This window comes from Candidatus Magnetominusculus dajiuhuensis, from assembly GCF_046044395.1.
In the GTDB taxonomy this organism is placed as follows: Bacteria; Nitrospirota; Thermodesulfovibrionia; order Thermodesulfovibrionales; family Magnetobacteriaceae; genus Magnetominusculus; species Magnetominusculus dajiuhuensis.
This window is the reverse complement of the sequence record NZ_JBJUSG010000087.1, coordinates 1-16,363: the sequence shown is the minus strand read 5'-3', so window position 1 is coordinate 16,363 and position 16,363 is coordinate 1. Positions and strand designations below refer to the sequence as shown.

At 48.4% G+C, this 16,363-nt stretch carries 16 protein-coding genes; 6 read left to right on the top strand and 10 right to left on the bottom strand.

Annotation, left to right across the window (positions count from 1 at the left end; all coding sequences use genetic code 11):
* Positions 1–186: 186 nt before the first annotated feature.
* A complete protein-coding gene (locus tag AB7D94_RS11955) occupies positions 187–831 on the bottom strand; it encodes a DedA family protein (RefSeq protein WP_420266114.1) in 645 nt (214 codons plus the stop codon).
* Entirely contained in the window at positions 828–2,186 is a 1,359-nt protein-coding gene (locus tag AB7D94_RS11950; RefSeq protein ID WP_420266113.1) for an APC family permease, read from the bottom strand. Before AB7D94_RS11950 ends, AB7D94_RS11955 begins: the two co-directional genes overlap by 4 nt.
* Positions 2,187–2,509: 323 nt before the next feature.
* On the opposite strand from AB7D94_RS11950, the gene AB7D94_RS11945 reads away from it, so the two are divergent.
* The 5 genes from AB7D94_RS11945 to AB7D94_RS11925 all read left to right on the top strand — a co-directional run bounded on the left by AB7D94_RS11945 (position 2,510) and on the right by AB7D94_RS11925 (position 9,256).
* Positions 2,510–2,848, top strand: coding sequence for a hypothetical protein (locus AB7D94_RS11945; protein ID WP_420266112.1), 339 nt, complete (start codon positions 2,510–2,512; stop codon positions 2,846–2,848).
* A gap of 498 nt (positions 2,849–3,346) precedes the next feature.
* Positions 3,347–4,597 (top strand): transcription termination factor Rho, encoded by a 1,251-nt coding sequence (rho, locus tag AB7D94_RS11940; protein ID WP_420266115.1) that lies wholly within the window; start codon positions 3,347–3,349, stop codon positions 4,595–4,597.
* Between the two features lie 92 nt (positions 4,598–4,689).
* Complete coding sequence (locus tag AB7D94_RS11935) at positions 4,690–7,152, top strand: SdrD B-like domain-containing protein (RefSeq protein WP_420266111.1); 2,463 nt, start codon at positions 4,690–4,692, stop codon at positions 7,150–7,152.
* A gap of 172 nt (positions 7,153–7,324) precedes the next feature.
* Positions 7,325–8,428 (top strand): helix-turn-helix domain-containing protein, encoded by a 1,104-nt coding sequence (locus tag AB7D94_RS11930; RefSeq protein WP_420266110.1) that lies wholly within the window; start codon positions 7,325–7,327, stop codon positions 8,426–8,428.
* Between the two features lie 66 nt (positions 8,429–8,494).
* Positions 8,495–9,256 (top strand): sulfite exporter TauE/SafE family protein, encoded by a 762-nt coding sequence (locus AB7D94_RS11925; RefSeq protein ID WP_420266109.1) that lies wholly within the window; start codon positions 8,495–8,497, stop codon positions 9,254–9,256.
* 12 nt (positions 9,257–9,268) lie between these two features.
* Here the strand turns inward: AB7D94_RS11925 and AB7D94_RS11920 are convergent, their stop codons facing one another.
* Both AB7D94_RS11920 and recN read right to left on the bottom strand, forming a co-directional pair.
* Positions 9,269–9,481, bottom strand: a complete 213-nt coding sequence (locus AB7D94_RS11920; RefSeq protein WP_420266108.1) for a 4Fe-4S dicluster domain-containing protein — start codon at positions 9,479–9,481, stop codon at positions 9,269–9,271.
* The gene (gene recN / locus AB7D94_RS11915) at positions 9,481–11,151 is read right to left on the bottom strand and encodes a DNA repair protein RecN (protein WP_420266107.1); all 1,671 of its coding nucleotides are present in this window, start codon (positions 11,149–11,151) and stop codon (positions 9,481–9,483) included. The genes AB7D94_RS11920 and recN overlap by 1 nt, the downstream gene beginning before the upstream one ends.
* A 143-nt stretch (positions 11,152–11,294) precedes the next feature.
* Here recN and AB7D94_RS11910 point away from each other — a divergent pair, with 143 nt between their 5' ends.
* On the top strand, positions 11,295–11,840 hold the full coding sequence (locus AB7D94_RS11910; protein WP_420266106.1) for a coiled-coil domain-containing protein: 546 nt from the start codon (positions 11,295–11,297) through the stop codon (positions 11,838–11,840).
* Between the two features lie 96 nt (positions 11,841–11,936).
* Here the strand turns inward: AB7D94_RS11910 and AB7D94_RS11905 are convergent, their stop codons facing one another.
* From AB7D94_RS11905 to tig, 6 genes are all read right to left on the bottom strand, one after another.
* Complete coding sequence (locus AB7D94_RS11905; protein WP_420266105.1) at positions 11,937–12,116, bottom strand: hypothetical protein; 180 nt, start codon at positions 12,114–12,116, stop codon at positions 11,937–11,939.
* Between the two features lie 186 nt (positions 12,117–12,302).
* Positions 12,303–12,527, bottom strand: coding sequence for a hypothetical protein (locus AB7D94_RS11900; protein WP_420266104.1), 225 nt, complete (start codon positions 12,525–12,527; stop codon positions 12,303–12,305).
* A 36-nt stretch (positions 12,528–12,563) separates the two neighbouring features.
* Entirely contained in the window at positions 12,564–12,791 is a 228-nt protein-coding gene (locus AB7D94_RS11895) for a hypothetical protein (protein WP_420266103.1), read from the bottom strand.
* A gap of 257 nt (positions 12,792–13,048) precedes the next feature.
* The gene (clpX, locus tag AB7D94_RS11890) at positions 13,049–14,284 is read right to left on the bottom strand and encodes an ATP-dependent Clp protease ATP-binding subunit ClpX (protein ID WP_420266102.1); all 1,236 of its coding nucleotides are present in this window, start codon (positions 14,282–14,284) and stop codon (positions 13,049–13,051) included.
* Between the two features lie 96 nt (positions 14,285–14,380).
* On the bottom strand, positions 14,381–14,980 hold the full coding sequence (gene clpP, locus AB7D94_RS11885) for an ATP-dependent Clp endopeptidase proteolytic subunit ClpP (RefSeq protein WP_420266101.1): 600 nt from the start codon (positions 14,978–14,980) through the stop codon (positions 14,381–14,383).
* The gene (gene tig, locus AB7D94_RS11880) at positions 14,977–16,230 is read right to left on the bottom strand and encodes a trigger factor (protein WP_420266100.1); all 1,254 of its coding nucleotides are present in this window, start codon (positions 16,228–16,230) and stop codon (positions 14,977–14,979) included. The genes clpP and tig overlap by 4 nt, the downstream gene beginning before the upstream one ends.
* Between the last annotated feature and the right edge of the window lie 133 nt (positions 16,231–16,363).

The following is a 16,363-nucleotide window of genomic DNA, read 5'->3' as shown; positions in this document are numbered from 1 at the left end:
ATTATGACATCTGCTACCCCCACTGTAAAGATGGGGTTTTCTTGACGCTTACTGAAAAAGTATAGTTACTTTTATGAACGCAACTTGTTTTTAGAACAGGCATTGAATTTCGGCATAAACCATTGATGAAACCGGTAAATATCAAAGACGCCATACTTTGTTGAAGTGGCTGAAGTACAAACTGTGTTATTTCTTCTCGTTCCTATGCCTGAGGTACCCGACGGCGGCTGGCAGTAAGGATATTATTATTATAGCGAATATGACTACCGTAAAGTTGTTTTTGACTATTGGGATGTTGCCGAAAAAATATCCGCCTGATAAGAATATGCCTACCCAGCATAGGCTGCCGAGAATGCTATAGACTATAAAGCGCCGGTAGTTCATCTTGCCGATGCCGGCTACAAACGGGGCAAATGTCCTTATAATCGGTGCAAAACGGGCTAAGACGACCGCCTTTGCGCCGTATTTATCGTAAAACTTTCTCGTACGCTCCAGATATTCCTTGTTCAGCAGACGGGAGTTCTCGTATTGAAATACCTTCGGGCCGATATAGCGCCCCACCCAGTAGTTCACGTTGTCGCCGATTACCGCGGCCAGAGAAAGTCCTATTATCAGCCAATGGAGCTTAAGCGTGCTGATGGCCGAAATCGTTCCCGCCGCAAACAGGAGTGAATCTCCGGGTAAAAATGGCGTTACAACAAGCCCTGTCTCACAAAATACTATCCCCGCAAGCAAGGCGTATGTCCACATGCCGTAGCTGTTTGCTATTGCGCCAAGGTGCTTGTCGAGGTGCATGACGATTTCTATAAATTGTTTCAACAAGTCTATCATTGCCAGTTTGCCCTCCAGGTTCTCTTAATGGAATAGGTAAAATAGATAACAAGGCCGATTATTAGCCACACTATAAGCCTCATCCACGTGTCAAGCGGAAGTCCTGACATGAGATAAAGACAAAAGAGTATCCCGCCTATGGGGACAGCAATACCTCCGGGGGCCTTGAATTTCCTGCGTATTTGCGGCTGTGTGTATCTTAGAATCAGTACCCCCGCGCAGACTATCAAAAAGGCAAGAAGCGTCCCTATGCTCACCAGCTCTCCGGCTATCTGAATCGGCAGCAGCGACGACGCCACACACCCAAAAAGCCCCGTTATAATGGTCGCTATATGCGGGGTTTTGAATCTCTTGTGGACTTTGGAGAAAATCTTAGGTATTAGCGAATCCCTCGACATTGAATAAAATATCCTCGACTGGCCCATCAACAGCACAAGTATCACGGACGATAACCCTGCTATCGCGCCGATTTTAACAAACGGCGAAAGGAAATGGAGCTTCATCACATCTACCGCAACCGCTATAGGGGCCGGCACCTGCAGGTCTGTGTAGTGTACCACCGACGTTAACACCAGTGAGACGCCCACATAGAGGACTGTGCAAATGATAAGGCTGCCAAGTATCCCTATGGGCAAATCCCGCTGAGGATTTTTCGCCTCAGAGGCAGCCGTTGATACCGTGTCAAATCCGATATACGCGAAAAACCCCACACCCGCCCCGCGCAGTATCCCGCTTAATCCGAAAGAACCAAACTCACCCGTGTTGGGCGGTATAAACGGAGTAAGAAAAGCCGGATTCATAAAAAACGCCCCCACGGTGATAAATATAACCAGTATCAATACCTTTATTACTACTATCGTGGAGTTGACCCATGAGGAAAACCTTATCCCCAGAACAAGCACTACGGACATGGCGATTATGATAAAAAGGGCAGGGACGTTTAAGGCGTCTCCTGTTACGACCCATTTATGGACGGCGGAATCATATGTAAATGGAGGCCCGCAGAGATACTTAGGTATGCGGATACCTATATCACCAAGGAAACTAACCACATAGCCAGACCATCCAATAGCCACAGTTGAGGCCCCAAGGAAATACTCCAGAATCAAGTCCCAGCCGATTACCCACGCTATTATCTCACCCAATGCCGCGTAGGCATAGACATAGGCGCTTCCGGATATGGGAATCATCGAGGCCAGTTCGGCATAACACAGCCCCGCAAACCCGCAGGCGACAAAGGCCAGAAGGAAAGACAGCACAATCGCCGGCCCGGCATAAGTTGCCGCGGCATGTCCGGTCAGGATGAAAATCCCCGCCCCGACTATTGCCCCCACGCCAATGGCCGTGAGATCCATAGGGCCAAGCGTGCGCTTAAGACAGCCCTCTTTGCCGCCATCAGAAAACGCCTCTTTCTGCAGGGACCCTATTGATTTCTTCTGTAATAGTCTTGCAAATGTCTTCAGTTAAGCGGCTCCTTAAGATGTGTGAAATGCGCTATGCCTGATATAACAGTACATTATCCACGCCTAATATACAAAAATGGCTACTCTAAAAGCAACTGGCGGTGGCTCTCTGTGCAATAGGATATCTCCTTCGCGCCAATATTATAGTGAATCAAGGGGGTACCTATATCATTGACAATTCCCCTTGCCGCTTGTATAATGAAACTATGAGTGTGATGACGATACCAAGAGTGTTAAGAGAGAGACTTGGTGACGACGGGGTTGATGCGGGGGGTGATGCGCTTCTTGCCGTATTCAGCGAAGTAAGCCTTAATACTCGTAATGATTTAGCTACTAAGTCTGATATAAAGGACATGGCGACCAAAGACGACATTAAGGCCGTCCGCCAGGAAATGGCCACCAAAGACGACCTTGATAAATTGAGATTTGAACTGAAATCCGAAATAGAGAAATCAAAAGTAGATTCCATAAAATGGATGTTGGCCTTTTGGGCATCACAAATCGGCATACTGGTCGCCGCTATGGGTGTAATGTTTAAATTTTTCATTAAATAACGCATTATAAAACCCCTATCGCTGCCGCGTGGAAATGAGCGAAGTCCTTAAATGCCGCTAAAACGTGTATTCGGAATACCCGACTTCCACTATTACGCTATTGCCGATTGGTTAACAGCTATTTTTAAACGTCATCCATGCAGGATTGTCATTACCGCCGCCAACAGGGCTAACCAACTACCCCTCTTCCCCGACTAACCGCCCCCTGATTTTTCGGGGGAACTCCTGTAAAAAATAATATTGACAAATATTTTTTTTTTGTGTATGCTCATACATAAGAGTGTGTGTACATATCAACAGCGTGCATAAGCTTTGCTATCAGGATTCGTTGAAGGCTCGGGTAAATAATCATAGCAAGGGCGCTATCCACAAAGTGGGTATACCATCGGAAGAGTGGGTGTACAATCAGACTGCTTTAAGACAATAAATATTAATCTCTAAACACTGCAGGGGAATAAGTTTTAACTGCAAGGAAAAAGGAGTCCGCCAATGAGCAATATCGCAATAGCCGAGTTACAGGAAGGTAATATTGAGGAGTTAACGGTTGTCGCCGAAGAGCTGAATGTCGAGGGTGCCTCAAGCATGAGGAAACAGGAACTGATATTTGCAATACTTCAGGCTCAGGCTGAGAAAACCGGCAATTTGTTTGCCGAAGGAGTACTTGAGATTCTCTCTGACGGGTTTGGGTTCCTACGTTCACCGGACTACAGCTACCTGCCCGGCCCTGATGACATCTATGTCTCGCCTTCACAGATAAGGAGGTTTAACCTGCGTACCGGTGAGCTTGTCTCCGGGCAGGTGCGCCCTCCAAAGGAAAACGAGAGATATTTTGCCCTTCTGAAGGTGGAGGCTATAAACCATCAGGCACCAGAGCAAAACATCACCCGCCCTCTGTTTGACAATCTGACGCCATACTACCCCACAGAGAGGCTCCATTTAGAGTATGACGTTACCGATTACTCCACACGTGTCATGGAGTTAATCGCCCCAATCGGCAAGGGCCAAAGGGGACTGATTGTGGCCGCCCCCAGGACAGGCAAGACAATGCTGTTACAGTCCATCGCCAAGTCAATAAGGGCAAATCACAAGGAAGTACACCTGATAATCCTGCTCATTGACGAACGCCCGGAGGAAGTCACCGACTGGAAAAGGCAGGTTCAACAGGCTGAAATCATAGGCTCAACCTTCGACGAACCGCCCCACAGGCACTGCCAGGTGGCCGAGATGGTCATCAACAGGGCAAAAAGGCAGGTAGAGTGCAAAAAAGATGTCGTCATCTTGCTTGACAGTATCACCCGCCTTGCGAGGGCATATAACGCGGTCATTCCGGCAAGCGGCAAGGTGCTCTCCGGTGGACTTGACGCCAATGCGCTTCAGAAACCGAAACGTTTTTTCGGTACGGCGAGAAACATAGAAAACGGCGGCAGCCTGACAATCATAGCCACTGCCCTGGTTGACACGGGAAGCCGTATGGACGACGTCATCTTTGAGGAGTTCAAGGGCACTGGCAACATGGAACTCCACCTTGACAGAAAACTCGTTGACAAGAGGATATTCCCAAGCATAGACATCAACACCTCTGGCACGAGAAAAGAAGAGCTACTGGTAAGCAAGGAAGTCCTCAACAAGATGTGGGTGCTTAGGAAGGTGCTGAATCCGCTAAGCAGTGTTGAGAGCATGGAGTTTCTGCTTGCCAAACTAAAAAACACGAAGGCCAACAAAGAGTTCCTCGATATGATGAATAAATAATCGCAGGGCTTGCCAAAAAAGTGGATATGTATTATTATTTTTCATAGTAGTTGTGTTACACTACTCGCGGGCATGATGGAGGAGGCGATGCGATGAGATCATACTATGCGGGGGGATGGAATAACATGTTTGGAAGCTGGAAGTTATTGACACTGGTCAAAGTGGCCACATTATTTGTTGCACTGATGCTGACTTGCTCTTTTGCAGCAGCGTCCTCTATATCAGGGACAATCGCAACCGGTACGTTGTTGGAGGATAATGGTGTAAGCGGGGTAACGCTAACCCTCTCCGGGGCCAGCACCGCCACAACTACTACCGATAGCAACGGTTCGTATACCTTTACAGGACTTTCCGACGGGGACTATTCTATAACGCCCGCTAAGAACGGCTTTACGTTCAATACAATGAGCGGTAGTACAGTATTTGCCACATCAATTTATCGCGTGACAATAAGCGGGTCAGACTTAACAGGGATTAACTTTATAGCAACAATCGCCACACCGTCCTCAGGCTCAATATCAGGAACAATTACAAGCGGTTATCAGTTGGAGGCATATGGATTAAGCGGGATAACGGTGATCCTTTCTGGAGATTCCGGCACCACAACTACTACCGACAGTAGCGGCAATTATACTTTTACAGGGCTTGCTGACGGCAACTATGCTGTAACGCCAAGTAGCGGTGGCTATACATTCTCCCCGTCGTACATCAGCGTGACGTTAAGCGGATCTGCCTCTACCATGAATAACTTTACAGCAACAACAACCGCCACACAGTCCTCAAGCTCAATATCAGGGGCAATTACAACCGGTTATCAGTTGGAGGCATCCGGAGTAAGTGGGGTATTGGTAATCCTCTCCGGAGATGGCAGCGCCGCAACAACCACCGACGGCTATGGTATGTATTATTTTACAGGGCTTCCCAATGGAAACTATACTGTAACGCCCAACAAGAGCGGCTATGCCTTCAACCCGACAAGCGGCAGTGTTACATTGAGCGACTCTGCTGTTACGCAGAATTTTACGGCGGCGACTGCCACAACAACCACCTCTGCTATATCCGGGACAATTTACAAAAACGCTATAGGAGCAAGAGGGGTAACGGTAACCCTCTCCGGGGCTTCCAGTGCCACAATAACCACTGGCAGCAACGGCATGTATGGTTTCACGGGACTTTCTGACGGAAGCTATACTTTAACGCCAAGCCTGAGCGGCTATACGATCTCTCCATCAAGCAAGAGCGTGGCGTTAAGCGGCTCTGACTCTCCTGGAAATAACTTTACCGCTACCAGCAGTGGCGGCGGCGGTGGCGGTGGCGGTGGCGGCGGCGGTGGTGGTGGCGTTTTCATCTCTGTATCGCCCACAACATTTGATTTTGGTACTGTGCAGGCAGGTAGTGTGTCCCAGTCTACCGGGTTTACGATATACAATCCCGGCGGCGTTTACCTTAACATCACCTCAATAGCGAACACAGGGGGTGACACAGGGATGTTTACAATCTCAGTCGGCACATGTTCAAGCCTTGCGCCCTCAATTTCTCCCGGCGGCAGCTGTGCGGTAAATGTCACGTTTTCGCCCACCTCCAGTGGCGCGAAATCAACCACTATGCAAATTACCTCTAACGCGGCCACGACGAATATAACATTAAGCGGCACGGGTGCCACACCCACACCCACACCAACGCCTACACCGACACCAACCCCGACACCCACACCAACGCCTACACCGACACCAACCCCGACACCCACACCAACCCCAACGCCCACACCAACTCCAACGCCCACACCAACTAAGGGCGACCTCTTTGGAGACGGCAGGGCAGACATACTTTGGAGGAATTACTCCACAGGAGTAAACGTCGTATGGGACAACGCCAGTACTGACTCACCTCAGGGGTCGTTTTTACCGGCTGTTTCCGATGTCAATTGGCAAATAGTCGGTGTGGGGAATTTTGGAGGCGGCGCTGCGACTGACATACTATGGAGACACCAGATCTACGGCTACAACGTTGTCTGGCACATGGCCGGAGCATCTGTGACATCGGCAGAGTTACTGCCTTCTGTAACAGACACGACATGGACGATTGTGGGGACAGGGAATTTCAGCGGTACAGGCAACACCGATATCCTGTGGAGAAATACCTCTAACGGCGCAAATGTCGTATGGCACATGAACGGCACCTCTTTGCAAACTTACGCGTTATTAACATCGGTTACGGATACAAACTGGGTTATAGCCGGCATGGGAGACTTCAAGGGCGACAACTCAACGACCATACTATGGAGACACCAAACCTACGGCTACATCGTCTACTGGTATATGAGCGGGACAACGGTAACCGCGTATGGCTTGCTGCCAGACCTGACGGTTGCGGACGCCAACTGGCAAATCGTGAGTATAGCCGATTTCGATGGCGACGGCAAACCGGACATACTCTGGAGACACCAGATATACGGCTACAACGTTGTCTGGTTTATGAATGGCACGACAATAAAAAGCTTAAAATTGCTGAATACGGTTTCCGATACTAACTGGAACATAGCAGGTCCGCGTTAAAACGGGATGAGGTGCCCACAAAAACGTGGGTGCCTCATCTGACTCATATCATTTACGACGAGACAACCCTCATAAATAATCGGCTCAACGGGCATTTCTACTTTGCTGTGACAACCTAAAAAAAATAATTTGACTTTATTATATAAAATATTCATAATATAGGTGGGTTGGTGTGGTGATAGGAGACTATCTCAAAAAGTGCCGTCAGAAGGCGAATTTGTCGTTAGAGGATGTCTCTGCGACGACAATGGTGAAGTTGTCTTATTTGAAGGCGCTGGAAGACGAGGACTTTCAGTCGTTGCCCTGCGAAGTCTATACCAAAGGGTATATTCGCGTCTATTTGGAATCCATGTCTGTGGATAGCGCAGAGGGTTTAAGGATTTTTCAGGAGGAGGGGCTTGCTTCAAGTGTTGTTGGTCACAGCAATCACATAAGGGTTAATACCGGCGCGGCAGAGGCAGCGGCGGATTTAATCAGAAGGCCGTATGCCTTCACCTCCCTGGAGAAACATAAGCCTGGTTACACGCGGCCTTTAGTTTATGTGCTCGTTTTTCTGGCCTTTTTGGTTGTAATAGTGTATTCGACCAGGCTGTTTAGTTTCACGAAGGGAAGTAATACTTCCGCGACACGTTCTGTTGACAGAGTTGACAACCGGATGCTTAGAAACACCCCGCTGTCTGACAAACTACGGACGCCCGAACAGACGCCTGCCACGCTTGAGAAAGGGTCTGCCCTGAAATCGTCAGGTTCAAAGAAGCCAGCCCTAAAGCCCTCCATCAAAATAAAAGAATCAATGAACTTTATTAAGATGTCGGTTGCCGAGGCTAGTATCCCCAGTCAGCCTCAGCCTTCAACAAGACATAAGCCGGAATTGACTAAAATAGATGACATGTCTAAGGCCATCGTGAAAATGAAACATGTGACGGCCTCGCTTAAGTCTCTAAAGACGGCCATCGAAAAAGTTAAAGACACCGGCGCACCCTCCGGCGATAATAAACCCGCAAATCTATCCGAAAGTCGAATAGAAGTGCAACCAGATACGCCAGGCGGGGAAGTAGCCAACCCCCAGACCAACCCCCAGACCAACCCCCAGACCAACCCCCGACTGGCTGTGGCAACGCCGACAAAGGGGCAGGAGCTAAACATATCGGCTGTTGATGATTCTGCTGTTTCTTCCTCTAAAGACAGGGACATATCGGGAACAGATTTATCAGGCGTTCAGCCTGCTAACACAACAGAAAAATGCGAGATGTCAGAAAAGGGCAGTACCTTTTAGATGGCGCGCGCACCTCACCAATATAATTAAGAAATCAGGTGGATAGCAGAGGATTGGAGGCCAGTTATGAGTGGGGTTGATTTACTCGTCGTAGGATTGGGGGCAATATTGGGAGGTGCGGTAAATGCACTTGCCGGCGGGGGAACGCTTATCACATTCCCCATACTTACTGCCGTCGGTGTCCCTGCCGTTGCGGCCAATGTAACGAATACGATTGCCCTTTGCCCCGGTTATCTCGGCGCTACGTTCGCACAGATGAAAGAACTGCGGGGCCAGTGGTCAAGGCTGTGGTTATTGCTGCCAGTAAGCCTTATTGGCGGCATAGGTGGTGGTGTGCTGCTTTTGAATACTAATGATCAGGTGTTTCGAAGGCTCGTGCCGTTTCTTATTCTTATGGCCGTGGTGTTGCTGGCATTTCAGGACAGGATGCGTGCGTGGGTGATGAGCCGCGCTGGCCGCCACGGCGGGGCAGTCCTGCACAAGGGATGGTCAATACTGCCGATCATTCCCGCTGCCATTTACGGGGGCTATTTCGGTGCCGGCCTCAGCGTTATCGTGCTTGCCGTGCTTGGACTTGTGGTGGAAGAGTCGTTTACCCGTCTCAATGCCCTAAAACAGGCGATTTCGTTCAGCATTAATATTGCGGCCGCAATCTTTTTCCTGTTTTCAGGGAAGGTCGTCTGGTCTGCCGCCGCTGTTATGGCCGTATGCGCCCTTGCGGGAGGGGTTATGGGCGGACGGTTGGCAGGGTGGATTAAGCCATTAACACTGCGCCGTATTGTCCTGGTTACCGGTACGATAGTCGCCGTGATTTTTTTGGTTCGGTAGGATGGCACCACTTTACTCTTCCAGCCATACCTCTATGGCTACCTCCGGGCACATCTCGGCGCACATTGCACAGCCCGTACACTGCTCCATCTCATCTACAACCGCGGGAATGTATCCGGAGTTGTTAAACCCTGCGCTCAATCTGATTATCTTCTTAGGACACGCCGTTATACAAAACGTACAGCCCTTGCACAGTTCCCTGTTTATCTCGATCTTTCCTTTCATCAACCCTCTCCACCTTTCTTTAGAAGTTGACGGGCGTGCTCCAGCGATATTTCGGTTATGCTGCCGCTTAACATTCGCGCAAGCTCCACCTGCCTGTCCTGCCCATACAGGGCATCTACTGTTATTGCTACCGCGTCTTCGGCTATGTGTTTGCGTATCCTTATGTGGCTGTCTGCCCTTGAGGCTATCTGAGGAAGGTGCGTGACACATAATACCTGGCGTCTTTTCGATAATTCCTTTAATTTGTCGGCTACACGCTCTGCCGTCTCGCCCCCGATTCCGGCGTCAACCTCGTCAAACACCAGCACCGGTATGTCGTCATATTCGGCAAAGGCACTCTTTAAGGCAAGCATCACCCTCGATAGTTCACCCCCGGAGGCTATCTTTTGCAATGGCCTCAGAGGTTCGCCGGGGTTGGCCGTAAACAAAAACTCTACCGAATCAGCCCCATCGCCGAAAAACACCATTGAGCCGTCCTCGTTTCTGTTTAGTGTAAGGCATATCTCAAAGCGCGCCTTTGGCAGGGCGAGGTCTTTCAGTGTCGCGGCTATCTCTGCCTCAAGGCGTCTGGCCGTTTCGGCCCTCTGCTTTGAGATTTGCCTGGCCGCGGCCTCAAGGTGTTTTTTCGCTGATGCTATTTCCTCTTCAGTTGTATCAAGTTTTTCGTTTATCGCCGTCAGCTCATCAAACTGCACTGCGGCGCTGTCTCTGTAGTCCAATATGCCCTGCACTGTATCACCGTATTTTCTTTCCAGTTTTCTTATCGTCTCAAGGCGTGTCTCAATGGTATCAAGACGCTCTGGTACAAAGTCTATGTTGTCCTTATAGCGGCGAAGCATTACTGAGAGTTCTTTGACATAGGATTGCATTTCCTTTGCCATTGTGAGAATTTCCGCCGCGCTTTCGTCTATCTTCGCCAGCCTCTGGAGGGCATCCACGACAACCGCGGTTTGGTCTTCTATCGCCCCGTCTCTTTTGTGCATAACCTCGTAGGCGCTCTCGCTTAACTCTTTCAGCGTGGTGAGGTTGGCAAGCACGGTTCGCTCTTTTGCCAGCGCCTCTGCTTCTTTTACATCAAGACCAGCCGCTTCTATCTCGTCTATCTGAAATCGAAGCATTTCAATGCGCTTGTCCCTGTCTTTAATGTTTTGTGTGAGGCGTGTTTTTTCGTCTGACAAGGCGCGGTATCTGGCCAGTGTTGTTGAATATTCCTTCACCGCGTTCTCTATTTTGCCAAATGAATCGAGCAAGCGCATCTGTTTGGCCTTTGACATCAGGCTCTGGTTTTCGTGCTGGCTGTGTATATCCACGAGGGTTGCCCCGATTTCAGCGAGGGTCGCAATCCCCACAGAGGAATCATTGACGAAGGAGCGATTTTTCCCCGTGGAGGACACAATACGCCGGATGATTAACTCACCTGAGACATCTATTCCAAGGTCTTCGGCGGTAGTATTGCCCACAGCATCAAATATCGCCTCTACCGTTGTCTCCTTTGCGCCCGTTTTAATAAAATTAGACTGCCCACGCTGTCCAAGAATAAGCCCTAGCGCGTCAACGACTATGGACTTTCCCGCCCCGGTCTCCCCTGTTAACACATTAAGACCCTCATGGAGTTCCACCCTTAGTTCGTCTATGACCGCGAATTTTTTTATGAATAATTCCCTAAGCATATTAAATGCAAACTCAACACGTTAATCGTATGGGGTATAGCATAACCTAAATCCACCATCAAAGTAAAACGTAACTGCCGTTTCCATGCCGACGGATGTGTCATTTGTTGAAATGTCTGCCGTCTTATTGATATAATATATCTATGAAAGGAGTTATAGCGTCATTGGTACTATTAATGTTTTTCTCCACGGCGGCTATGGCGGCCTCCGGCGTAAGGGAAACCCCTTTCACGCTTGACGACAGAGACCGGTTAATAAGGCTTGACGTAAGAATGGACGCCATTGAGAAAAGGATGGACTCTATAGAGAAAAGAATGGATGGACTTGAGAAAAAAATGGATGACCTTGAAAAAAGGGTAGATAAAAGGATAGATACTTTGAAATCAGATATGGACAAGAGATTCGACCAGATGATGACGTTCATGCTATGGGGTTTTGGCATCCTGTTTGGAGGCATGGGGGTTCTGATGACGACGGTAATATGGGACAGACGCACCGCCCTTGCGCCTGTTATTAGAAAAAGCGATGAGTACGGCCAACGGCTGCTGACTTTAGAACGGCTATCAGAGGAAATGCTCTCAAGGTTAAAGGAAGATAAGCAGGAAGTTAAAATAATCCATGCGTTAAGAGAAGCAGCCGTTAAGGATTTAGGCATAGCAGAGGCATTGAGACACGCAGGGCTGCTGTAACAGTACCCCTCTGACAATATACATGAGAGAGGAGATACCAGCTTTCCAGCAATGACAGATTCTCAGTGGGGGTTGTTGCGGCTTGGTATGGGGTGCCTATTTCTTTTTATAAACGTTAAGGCCGACCTTTATCGTCTCTGCCCCGGTGACAGACTGGTTTCCTTCAGTAGAGGCGATAATTATGGTTTTACCTGACGACGACAGTCCGAATTCCTTGGAGATATCTACTTTTATTGTTAAGATATTCCCTTCAAGAGCCATTTCCACGTTTTTCATTTGCATTCTCCTTAATGTTTATTTGAGCGTTACTACGATATATTATACTATTGGCGGCATTAATAGAAATACCGCCTAAGATGTTATGAGCCTAAGATGAGGACGTGTTGAGCGGAGTTAGAGGAAAATAAGAAAAGGCAAGGATTAATAAACCCTTGCCTTTCTATGCGTAACAATGAGAGAGAGTTATTTCTTCTCGTCCTTCTTTTCGTCTTTCTTCTCGTCCTTCTTCTCGTCCTTCTTCTCGGCTGCCTTATGCTCTGGTGCCTTCTTCTCATCTTTCTTCTCGGCTGCCTTAGGGGCAGGGGAAGGGGATGCGGATGCAGCAGGTGCCTTATCTTCTGCAAATACCGCGCTCGTCATTGATAATGCGAACAGCGCTGCTACTAAAACGGTCATCAGTTTCTTCATGTCTTCTCCTTTAGTTCGTTAGTTTATTTATTACGGCTACTGGGCTGGCGCAGGTGCTGGCGCTTCCTCAGCGGCTTTCTTGGCTTTTTTGGCCTTTTTCTTCTTCTTGGCTTTTTTGGCCTTCTTCACCGTAGTTGCGTCATCAGTCTTGGGGGCTTCTACCGCGGGTGCTCCCGCTGCAGGAGCGGTATCGGCCGCAAACGACACGGCACTGAAAGACACCAACATTGCCAAACAAAATACCATCGCAAAAATTTTCTTCATCCGTCACACCTCCTTTTAAATTATTTGTATATTTTACGCTCGCTTCGCACTTTCACATCCTGTCTTATTGCACTATGTATCGTTGCAAACATCGTGCCAGAAACTATCTGTTGAGTTTACGGGCATTTGGGAGGATGACGCAGGAGATTTCATTCCTATTTAGTAATTCATATCCTTATTTGAGGAACTACAGTTGAGGAAGCGTATAAGTGGGTTATAAACAAAGAGGGGAAGGGGGGTAGCCCCTCCCCCTTTACTTATGCTGATTCTACTTGTTTTTCGTAGATAAGGAGCGGTTTGACGTTATTAACGATGGTCTCCTCGTTGATGATACATTCCTTGATTCCATTTTGGGAAGGGATTTCGTACATCACGTCGAGCATGACCTCTTCAAGGATTGATCTGAGGCCGCGCGCTCCGGTCTTTCTGGTGATTGCCTTCTTTGCGATAGCGCGCAGGGCGTTATCTGTAAATTTCAGCCTTACGTTGTCGAAGTGCAGGAGTTTTTCGTACTGCTTAGTCAAGGCGTTTTTCGGCTCTACGAGAATCTGTACGAGCGCATCTTCGTTGAGTGCCTCAAGGGTGGCTATGACGGGCAGTCTGCCGACCAGCTCAGGAATCAACCCATATTTGGTCAGGTCCTCAGGGCTTACCAGAGTCAGTATCTTCTCTTTCTTTTTCTTACTATACAGTTCCGCCCCAAAGCCTACGGTTTTTTTACCTATACGCTGTTCGATAATCTCATCAAGGCCGTTAAACGCCCCGCCGCAGATAAATAATATATTAGTGGTATCCACCTGCAGGTACTCCTGATGGGGGTGTTTTCTGCCGCCTTGCGGGGGGACATTGGCTATTGTGCCTTCGATAATTTTCAACAGGGCCTGTTGAACTCCCTCACCTGAGACATCGCGTGTTATTGATGGATTGTCAGACTTCCGGCTTATCTTGTCTATTTCGTCTATATAGACTATTCCCTTTTGCGCCCTTTCAATATCGAAGTTTGCCGACTGAAGGAGTTTTAGTATTATATTCTCTACATCTTCGCCAACATAACCGGCCTCTGTAAGGGTAGTTGCGTCGGCTATTGTAAACGGCACGTCGAGGTATCTCGCAAGCGTTTGGGCAAGAAGCGTCTTGCCAGTGCCTGTGGGGCCGGCAAGCAGTATATTGCTCTTTTGGAGTTCGACATCGGTTTCTTTCTGCCTGTATATTCGTTTGTAGTGATTGTGGACGGCAACTGAGATTATCTTTTTGGCCAGCTCCTGGCCTATTACATAATCCTTTAAAAAGGCATGTATTTTCACAGGTGCCGGTACGCCGCTGTGCCCTTTTTGTGTGAAGGACATTTTCATATCCTCGGCGATTATGTCGTTGCATAAATCAACACACTCATCACAAATGTATACTGAGGGGCCTGCTATTAACTTCTTTACTTCCCCCTGTTGCTTGCCGCAGAATGAACATTTCAACTGTTCATCTTTCTTTCTCGCCATTAGTTTTCTCTCCATACTCATCAATTTACTGCCGTTGTGTCCACTGTGCTGACACAATACCTATGCTTATATTATAGCACGATTGCCGGAGTTTTTTTATTTATCATCGGCAGTTTTTATTGTGGCGATAACCTCGTCAACCAGACCATAGAGTTTAGCCTCTTCTGCGGACATGAAATAGTCCCTGTCGGTGTCTGCGTGGATTTTGTCCATATGCTGTCCGGTGTGATGGGAGAGTATTTTATTGAGCGTGTTTTTCATTTTCAGCATCTCTTTGGCGTGGATTTCCACGTCTGTGGCCTGGCCGCTGAAGCCTCCCATGGGCTGATGAATTAATATCCTTGAGTTGGGCAGCGCAAATCTCTTTCCATGTGCGCCGGCGGCCAGAAGCAGCGCCCCCATGCTTGCGGCCTGTCCCGTGCAGTATGTCGCTATATCGCACCGCACGTACTGCATTGTATCGTATATGGCAAGGCCGGAGGTCACAAGCCCACCCGGTGAGTTTATATACAGATGGATGTCCTTTTCAGGGTCTTCTGTTTGCAGAAACAGCATCTGTGCTATTATACTGTTGGCAACGTTATCGTCAACGGCGGTGCCCAGAAACACTATCCTGTCTTTCAACAGTCTTGAGTATATATCGTAGGCGCGTTCTGTCCTGCCGGTTTGCTCTATTACCATGGGAATAAATGTCATTGCAACTCCTCCTTTTTTGTTACAACCGCCTTAGAGTATATCGCATCAACCACCTTCTCTCTGAATACCGAATATCTAAGGCTCTCAAGGGCACCCTCTTGTGTGTTATAATACTGCAGCAGGGCCTCCGGCGACATAGACGAGGCATAGGCCATAGATATAAGCCTTTCTTTCATATCATCCTCTGTGGCCTTAACGTCCTCTTTTTCTCCTATTATATCGAGCAGCACCATTATTTTTACACTTCTTACCGCGTCATCGTGGAACTTCGCCTTTATCTCATCATCGGGCGTATTCTTGTACGCATCAAGGGTCTTTGCCTGGCTTACGATGCTTTCTATCTCCTGTTTTAGCGCCGTTTCAGGAAGGTCGAATTGATACGCGTCGGCCAGTTTTCTTATCATATCCCCTTTTTCGGCCTTCACCGCCTTGTCTCTTTTCATTTCAACAAGGGTTTTACTGATATGTGCGCGCAAATCCTCAAGGCTGTCAAACCCTACGTCCTTGGCAAACTCATCGTCTATGGGCGGCATCTGTACGGCCTTAATGTCCTTTATCGTGATATGAAAAGCCACCGTCTGCCCGCTGAACTGTGAGTTGAGATGTTCTGGAGGAAAAATGGCCTCCGCCTCTACGGTATCGCCCCTGTTTTTTCCAATTATGGCGGTATAGAAACTCTCTGGATAGGCCTCAGAGCCTACCTTGATAAACTGGTCTTTTCTCGGCTCCGGGTCTGTGCCTGTGGTATAGTCAAGCACGACGAGGTCTTCCATCTCCACCGATCTTTCAACAGGCACATAGATGGCCTTTGACATCGAGAGCCTGTTCATATGGGTCTGCACTTCCTCGTCAGTAACCACGACGTTAATCTCATTAACCGGCAGTCCCGCGTAAACCAGGCTATCAACCCTTGGGCGTACCTCAACAGAGCATACCAGCTTTAATGCCCCCTTGGTCTTATAGTCCTGGGATTCAATAACCGGCGGTAGAAGAGGTGTGAGGTCTGCCGCTTTGACGGCGTCCTTATAGTATTGCGGTATCAGAGATTCAAGCACATTATGTTCCACATCTTTTCTATATCGTTTCTCAATCAAAGACATGGGGGCCTTGCCCTGCCTGAAGCCGGGAATCCTCGTCCTATCCTTTATCTCGTTTAATGACTTTTGTACCTCTCCCTCCATTTCTATGGCGGAGGCCTCAATGGTAATTCTTTTTTTTGTGGCCGATATATCCTCTACGACGCTGTTCATACATCCTCCTCAGGGCTTATCGCAATTGCGTATGTCTAATGTAGAATATCTGGATAGTTTTGTCAATGTTCCCGTGCGGCCCAAGCTCCGATATAGAAATTTGCACCTATTGATAAAAGGGTTTTTGAAAGCA